This is a genomic window from Mycobacterium sp. IDUB_24 (assembly GCF_055419385.1).
The window spans coordinates 1,294,935-1,301,475 of record NZ_JBVAXO010000001.1; the positions used below are offsets into that span (position 1 = coordinate 1,294,935).

8 protein-coding genes and 1 pseudogene are annotated in these 6,541 nt (G+C 65.6%); 5 read left to right on the forward strand and 4 right to left on the reverse strand.

Annotated features, from left to right (window positions below; genetic code table 11):
* Nucleotides 1-59: 59 nt before the first annotated feature.
* Nucleotides 60-839 (reverse strand): SDR family NAD(P)-dependent oxidoreductase, encoded by a 780-nt coding sequence (locus ACZYZF_RS06265; RefSeq protein ID WP_463834897.1) that lies wholly within the window; start codon nucleotides 837-839, stop codon nucleotides 60-62.
* Between the two features lie 83 nt (nucleotides 840-922).
* On the opposite strand from ACZYZF_RS06265, the gene ACZYZF_RS06270 reads away from it, so the two are divergent.
* Both ACZYZF_RS06270 and ACZYZF_RS06275 read left to right on the forward strand, forming a co-directional pair.
* Nucleotides 923-1,402, forward strand: coding sequence for a VOC family protein (locus ACZYZF_RS06270; protein ID WP_463834898.1), 480 nt, complete (start codon nucleotides 923-925; stop codon nucleotides 1,400-1,402).
* A 168-nt stretch (nucleotides 1,403-1,570) separates the two neighbouring features.
* Nucleotides 1,571-1,855, forward strand: coding sequence for a hypothetical protein (locus ACZYZF_RS06275; RefSeq protein WP_463834899.1), 285 nt, complete (start codon nucleotides 1,571-1,573; stop codon nucleotides 1,853-1,855).
* Here the strand turns inward: ACZYZF_RS06275 and ACZYZF_RS06280 are convergent.
* Nucleotides 1,830-2,501: an FMN-binding negative transcriptional regulator gene (locus ACZYZF_RS06280; protein ID WP_463834900.1), complete on the reverse strand. Its 672-nt coding sequence runs from the start codon at nucleotides 2,499-2,501 to the stop codon at nucleotides 1,830-1,832. The two genes, ACZYZF_RS06275 and ACZYZF_RS06280, sit on opposite strands and share 26 nt — an antisense overlap.
* Nucleotide 2,502: 1 nt before the next feature.
* Nucleotides 2,503-3,102, reverse strand: coding sequence for a helix-turn-helix domain-containing protein (locus ACZYZF_RS06285; RefSeq protein WP_463743041.1), 600 nt, complete (start codon nucleotides 3,100-3,102; stop codon nucleotides 2,503-2,505).
* A gap of 123 nt (nucleotides 3,103-3,225) precedes the next feature.
* Between ACZYZF_RS06285 and ACZYZF_RS06290 the strand changes: the two genes are divergently transcribed.
* Nucleotides 3,226-4,107 (forward strand): TIGR03620 family F420-dependent LLM class oxidoreductase, encoded by an 882-nt coding sequence (locus ACZYZF_RS06290; RefSeq protein WP_463834901.1) that lies wholly within the window; start codon nucleotides 3,226-3,228, stop codon nucleotides 4,105-4,107.
* A 6-nt stretch (nucleotides 4,108-4,113) separates the two neighbouring features.
* On the opposite strand, the gene thiD is transcribed toward ACZYZF_RS06290, so the two are convergent.
* Complete coding sequence (gene thiD, locus ACZYZF_RS06295) at nucleotides 4,114-4,920, reverse strand: bifunctional hydroxymethylpyrimidine kinase/phosphomethylpyrimidine kinase (RefSeq protein WP_463834902.1); 807 nt, start codon at nucleotides 4,918-4,920, stop codon at nucleotides 4,114-4,116.
* A gap of 92 nt (nucleotides 4,921-5,012) precedes the next feature.
* Between thiD and ACZYZF_RS06300 the strand changes: the two genes are divergently transcribed.
* Both ACZYZF_RS06300 and ACZYZF_RS06305 read left to right on the forward strand, forming a co-directional pair.
* A complete protein-coding gene (locus ACZYZF_RS06300; protein WP_463834903.1) occupies nucleotides 5,013-5,855 on the forward strand; it encodes a PhzF family phenazine biosynthesis protein in 843 nt (280 codons plus the stop codon).
* A gap of 470 nt (nucleotides 5,856-6,325) precedes the next feature.
* A pseudogene (locus ACZYZF_RS06305) lies at nucleotides 6,326-6,541 on the forward strand (hypothetical protein); the annotation flags it as partial.

Below are 6,541 nucleotides of genomic sequence, written 5' to 3' on the forward strand. Positions count from 1 at the left end.
TCTGTCTCTCCAATTCCGAAGCTACAAGGGTCACACCGTGATTTGGCCGGGATTGGCAACTAGCGAAAGGAACCGGCTCCGCCGTCGACGAGCAGGGTCTGCCCGGTGAGATAGGTGGAATCGTCGCCGATCAGGAAAGCGACGACGGCACCGATGTCATTGGTGGGGTGGCCGATTCGTTTGAGCGAGGTGCTCCGGACGACCGCCTCATACTGTTTGGGCGCCATGTCGCGCAACACCTTCAGGCCGTCCGTCTCGGCGAGCGGACAGACCACGTTGACGCGGATTCCGTCGGCGCCCCATTCCAGGGCGGCAACTTTGGACATGCCGCGTATTGCTTCCTTGGCGCCGGCGTACGCGCCGAAAGAGTGGGTGCCGACAGTGCCCGCGGCTGAGCCGAGATTGACGATGGATCCGCCGCCGCCTTTGAGCAGGACCGGGTGGACCGCCTGCATGAGCCGGAACGTCGCCCGTGGCCCGGTGTCGTGGACCCGCTCGTACTCCTCGGCGGGGATGTCGACGAACGGGATGGGGCCGGCGCTGGCCACGGCGTTGTTGACCAACGCGTCCACCGTGCCGAATGCGTCGAGCGCCGCGTCGACGATGTGCTGCGCGCTGCCGGGATCCCGTAGATCGGCCACCGTCGATGCCGCCTCGAACCCAGCCTCGACGAATTCTGCTGTGGTGTTTGCCAATACCTCGTCGAGAATATCGGTGACCAGGACACGGGCCCCGCGGGAGAGCAGGGCAGTGGCGATGCCTTTGCCGACACCGCGCGCGGCACCGGTGACGATCGCGACGTGGCCGTCCAATGAGTGCGGATGGCTGTAGGAGGACATGCGTTGCCTTTCTGGAGTCGACCAGATTTGGCACGCTAGCTCATATGATCAAGCGCTGACGAGGAAGTCGAGGAACACCATTGTTGAGTGATCTGCGTTTCTGCCATCTGGTTGTCGGCGTGACTGACATGGACCGGGCCCTGGACTTCTACCGCGGTCTGCTGGGTATGGATGTGGTGTTCGACCAGTTGATTTCCGGTGAACCGTTCGACGCCGTCTTGCACTCGTCCCGCCGGCAGGAGGGCCGTGTCGTCGGGGGAGTGGTGGGCGGCGTCATGCTCGAGCTGCTGAGCCTGGGCACGTCGACGCCGGCTGGATCGGGGAAACGGGGCATCGTCGGCAATCAGAACATCGCGTTGTCGGTCACTGATCTCGACGCGACGTATCGGGCCGTGATCGACGCGGGCTTCCAGCCCGTTCAAGAGCCGTTCCCCATCGACCGGGTCCGGATGTTCTTCGTCAACGATCCCGACGGCACGGCAGTGGAGTTCGTCGAGTTTCCCGGTGGCGCCCGCAGCAGCTATGAAATGCATCGCGGCACAGAGATCACTGCAGAAGCGTAACCGTCTCGGATCGACAGCGAGGCCGCGGTACGACAGCACTTCGCGGATATCGCGAGTGCGCTGCTCCGGTAGAACTCACACACCGCCCGACGCCGGTGTGAACGGCTCCTTACCGGACGGATACTGCCGGGAAACTGGATCGCCGACAGGTGTTGCAACTGTGGGGCGATGACCGCAGACCCTGTTGACCCACTCTGGCTTCGGCCGGTGGCCGCGCCTGCGCCGGTGGTGAACCTGGCTCCTAGGGCAGGCGCCGATGTGCGTCAGGCACAGGCGTTCATCCCACTTCTCGAGGCTGAAATGGCTGACCTCCAGTCGCAATTGGAACGGATCGACGTGCGCGTCGCGGCCGGCCGGCCGGGAGCGCACCACCATCAGGCAGTGCTGCGAACGCGACTCAACGAGGTCAGACGCCTGCTCGACGCCCTCATCTTCCGGTTTCCTTCCGCCTGAGCTTCCAGTCGCCGATGGCGGCCAGGCGTCGGCGCTGCTGGGCCGCGGCAGCGGTGTCCAGGCCGTGGCCGCGCTCTTCAAGGTTGGCGATGACGCGCTCGCGATGCTCGACGGGATTGGCGTCGTCGTATTTGAACTTGGCTTCCACACGCAGCACCTTCAGACGTATGCCGCGAATGCCGGGCAGCATCCGCCCGTACGGATCCTCGCCGGCGGCGACGTCGGCATGGCGCCCTTCAGGCTGGAAATCTCTGAGTTGATCCGCCAGGATGCGTGCCTTGCCTTCGGGGTCATCGACAATCGTTGGGCGGCAGACGAACTGCACCGACGAGTAATAGCTGGTGGGCACCCCGTCCTCGTCGGCGCCGCCGGCCTTCGCGCGCCAGTAGGTGGGGATGTAGGCGTAGTCGCCGATCACCGTTAGGCGCACCTCGGCGGCCGCCTCCAGATGTGGCCACACCGGGTTGGGCCGGGCGAGGTGCATGAGCAGTTCGGCGCCGGCATGGGTGAAATGGCTCGGCACCATCAGCGGCGCGGCAGCCGGGCTGAGGTTGTTGACCGCAAGAATCCCGAATCGGTCCGTGCCGGCGAGCCAGTTCTGCCATTCGGTCTCGTCGAGCGCGGCGTCCCATGGGTGGATCAGCATGTCAATCTCCTTGCCGTCGTTGGGCGGTGCCGACGCCGGGTTCGAACACCGTCAGAGCGAACCGCGCGGGGGCGTCGTGCGGGTTGGCATACGCATGCACGACGTCGCCGGGGAAGGACACGGCGTCCCCGCGCTCCAACGCCATGACCTGGTCGTCGACCTCGACGTCGATCGCCCCCTCGAGGACGTGAATCAGTTCTTCGGTGCCGGCTGCGTGAGCCTCACTGGCGTGGCGATCACCGGGTCCGAGCGACCAGTCCCACAGCTCGACGACATCCGGTGGGGTGGTACCCGCCACCAGAACCCCGCGGCCACCGGCCGCGCCGGTCCACAGTTGCGCACCGTCACCGGCGCGGGTGACTTTCACGGGCCGGTTCTCCGGCGGTTCGACGAGGGCGGGCAGCCCGACGCCGAGCGCGTCGCTGAGTCGCAGGAGTGTCCCGACGCTGGGATTGACCTCACCGTGCTCGACGCTGATGACCATGCGCCGGCTGACCGATGCGGCAGCTGCGAGCTGATCCAGCGTCCAGCCCCGGGCCGCGCGTTCCTGTTTCACCCTGGCGCCGATCGCGGTGGCCAGCTTGGCCGCAGCCCCGTCCATCGGTGCAATATAGCGCACTATCAGTGATCGTATCTGCACTGTGTCGCAGGCATCAATTTGGACTTGCTGGTCCATTTTTCTCGGGGCACGCTCTGACGTATCAGCTCTTACTGGAGGTATGCGGTGAATCTCGGTGAATTTGGCGTGTGGCAACCGGCGTATGCCACTACACCCGAAATGGCAAAGCGGATCGAGGACCTGGGCTACACGGCGTTGTGGCTGGGCGGCCCGGAGCCAGATCTGTCGGGGGTCGACGACCTGCTTGCCGCCACTGACCATCTCGTGGTGGCCAGCAGCATCTACAACATCTACCGCGGTGAGGCGACCACGTTGGCGGCAGCGTACCGGCGTATCCAGCGGTCATATCCGGACCGTCTGCTGCTGGGCCTCGGGGTGGGGCACCCTGAGCAGGTTCCCGAGTACAGCACACCGATGGCTGCGCTGAACGGGTTCCTCGACGGCCTTGACGAGCACGACATCCCTCGCGAGAAGAGGTTGCTGGCTGCACTGGGGCCCAAGATGCTGGCGCTGGCGACCGGGCGGGCGGCGGGCTCGGTGCCGTACCTCGCAACGCCCGAGCACACCCGTCGCGCGCGGGCGGCGCTGGGGCCTCAGGGGATCCTGGCGCCTGAACAGAAGGTGGTTCTCGAGTCCGACCCTGAGCAGGCCCGTGCTCTCGCCCGTCCGCGGATCAAGCATCCGTACCTCGGATTGGTGAACTACACCAACAACTTACGACGGCTCGGGTTCACGGAGGAAGATCTGGCCGGAGACGGCAGCGACCGGTTGATCGACCAGCTCGCTGTCCACGGTGACGCAGCGGCGGTCGCGAACGGACTGCGCGCGCATTTGGCGGCTGGGGCGAATCACGTGCAGATCCAAGTGGTGGGTGAGCATTCGGCGCCGCACCCGCAGATGCCTGAGGTTCTGCTGCAGGTCTATGACGAGAGAGCGTTCGGGATCTACGAGTCCCTCGCCGGGGCTTTGGGAATTGCACCCAGGTGACTCACGTCAGCGGGTCGTGCTGCCCGCACCCTGCCAGACGGTGTCAAACGGTGCGTTGCCGCTGATCCGATCGACGATTCCGGCGGTGGTGAACTCCTTGGCCACGCGTACCGCCTCGGGGACGCTGGACCCCTTGGCCAGAGCGGCGGTGATTGCCGCGGCCAGCGTGCATCCGGCGCCGGCGACTCGGGCCTGTCCGACCTTCGGCGCGCGCAGGATCTCGGCGTCCTTGCCGTCGAAGAGGACGTCGACTGCGTCGTCACCGGGAAACTCGACTCCGCCCTTCACGAGGACGTGGGCCGGTCCGAGATCGGCAATGCGCCGCGCCGCCTCGACGAGATCGTCGATCGAGGAGATCGCGTCCATCCCGGCGAGAGTGCGCGCCTCGAACAGGTTCGGGGTGACGACGGTCGCGAGCGGCAGGATCTGCCGGCGCAGAGCGGTGTCGGTGTCGAGCGCAGCGCCGGGCTCCTGCCCTTTGCAGATCAGGACGGGGTCGACAACGATGTGCCGCCATGATTGCCGGGCGAGAGCCTCTGCGACGACGTCGATGGTCGCGGGGGTGCCGAGCATGCCGATCTTGACGACATCGAGGTCGTAAGCCGACGTCGCCGCCTCGATCTGATCGGCGATGACCTGTGGGTCGACGGGCACGAATCGGTGGCCCCAGTTCGACTTGGGGTCGAACGACACAATGCAGGTCACCGTGCCCAGGCCGTAGGTGCCGAACTCCTGAAAAGTGCGCAGGTCAGCTTGCAGGCCGGCGCCGCCGGTGGCTTCGGATCCGGCGATGACATACGAGAGGGCGACCACGTGGGTGAGCGTACGCCTGGGGCTACGAGCGTCCGACGTGTCCTCGGCGGATACTGGCGTACGTTGCTGCGCTCTTCAGAGGTGGGAGGACTATGCCCCGTCATCGTGCGTTCGCTCAGGTCGACGTGTTCTCGCGAACCCCGTACCTGGGCAACCCCGTCGCCGTCGTCCTCGATAGCGAAGGCCTGGATGACGTTGCGATGCAACGACTTGCACGCTGGACCAACCTGTCGGAGACAACGTTCGTGCTGCCTCCGACGCGGCCGGAGGCCGACTACCGTCTGCGCATTTTCACCCCGGGTGGCGAGCTACCGTTTGCCGGGCACCCCACGCTGGGTTCCGCACACGCCTGGCTGGGACACGGCGGGCTCCCTCGGAGTGAGGGATATGTCGTGCAGGAATGCGGCGCTGGACTCGTGGATATCCGGCAGCACGATGCGGAACTGTACTTCCAGGCGCCACCGACACTGCGATCCGGGCTGCTCGAGGACGACTATCTGGGTCAGATCGTCGACGCTTTCGGGCTGGAGCGCACCGACGTCGTCGCACACCAGTGGGTGGACAACGGTCCCGGGTGGGCGGTGCTCGTGTTGGGCAGCGCCCAGCAGGTGCTCGAACTGGAACCCGACTTGGCTCGGATTCCCACGGCCATGGTCGGTGTCGTCGGTGCGTATCCACCCGGGTCGGCCCATGACTACGAGATGCGGACGTTTGCACCGGGTGTGGGAGTTCCCGAGGATCCGGTGTGCGGCAGCATGAATGCCTCGGTGGGGCAATGGCTGACGAGTACCGGCGCAGCTCCCGCGGAATACCGGGTCTCTCAGGGGGCGCGGCTCGGCCGGGCCGGCGAGATCAGCGTGGTGGCTGAATCCGATGGGTCGGTCTGGGTCGGTGGTGTCACCACCACCTGCATCGAAGGTGTCGCCATCCTCTGACCGGTTCGTGATCGCTGGTCATTCGGGCACGAAAGTGATTGACAATTCAACAGGTTTTCGACAGCGTGGCAGGTGACCGCTTGTTGCGTTGCGGTGCAGAGGCCGGATCCCTGTCGGGATCTCGCCGATTGCTGCATATGGCACGTCGCAATGTAGCTTCGTCTGGTCGAGACATGAATTATGTTGTGCCGCAGTTGTTTCAATTCGCGGCTCTGAAGTGTTCCGACAACCGGAAGCATTATGGGTAGTTAGCTGATACCGTCGCACTCATGAAGCTCGTGCAATGTATGGCCGCCGCCGCGGCTGCACTGGCGGTCTTTGGCGCCGCCGCGTGCAGCAGCGGGTCCACGGACCAGGCCCCGACTACCAGCCCTGTCCCGGCCGAATCCACTTCCAGCCACCATGGTCCGGTCAAATCTCCGGGTACAGCGCCGGCACCGGCTCGGCCTGGCCCGTCCACGCAGCCGATGATGCCCAATCCGAATGGGGACGGCTCGATGGTGCCGTGTGAGGGCACGATCTGCACGAACCCGAACCATGGGGCGGGTGACAACCCGGATGAGAATGGCGGGGCGGTGATGCCCAACCCGAATGGTGATGGCTCGGACGTGCCGTGTGAGGGCACGATCTGCACGAACCCGAACCATGGGGCGGGTGACAACCCGGATGAGAATGGCGGGGCGGTG

What these genes read in the sequence shown, in the direction of transcription:
- ACZYZF_RS06265 (WP_463834897.1), bottom strand. Translation starts at nt 839, where the DNA reads ATGTCCTCCTACAGCCATCCGCACTCATTGGACGGCCACGTCGCGATC.
- ACZYZF_RS06285 (WP_463743041.1), bottom strand. Translation starts at nt 3,102, where the DNA reads ATGGACGGGGCTGCGGCCAAGCTGGCCACCGCGATCGGCGCCAGGGTG.
- ACZYZF_RS06280 (WP_463834900.1), bottom strand. Translation starts at nt 2,501, where the DNA reads ATGCTGATCCACCCATGGGACGCCGCGCTCGACGAGACCGAATGGCAG.
- ACZYZF_RS06275 (WP_463834899.1), top strand. Translation starts at nt 1,571, where the DNA reads ATGACCGCAGACCCTGTTGACCCACTCTGGCTTCGGCCGGTGGCCGCG.
- ACZYZF_RS06300 (WP_463834903.1), top strand. Translation starts at nt 5,013, where the DNA reads ATGCCCCGTCATCGTGCGTTCGCTCAGGTCGACGTGTTCTCGCGAACC.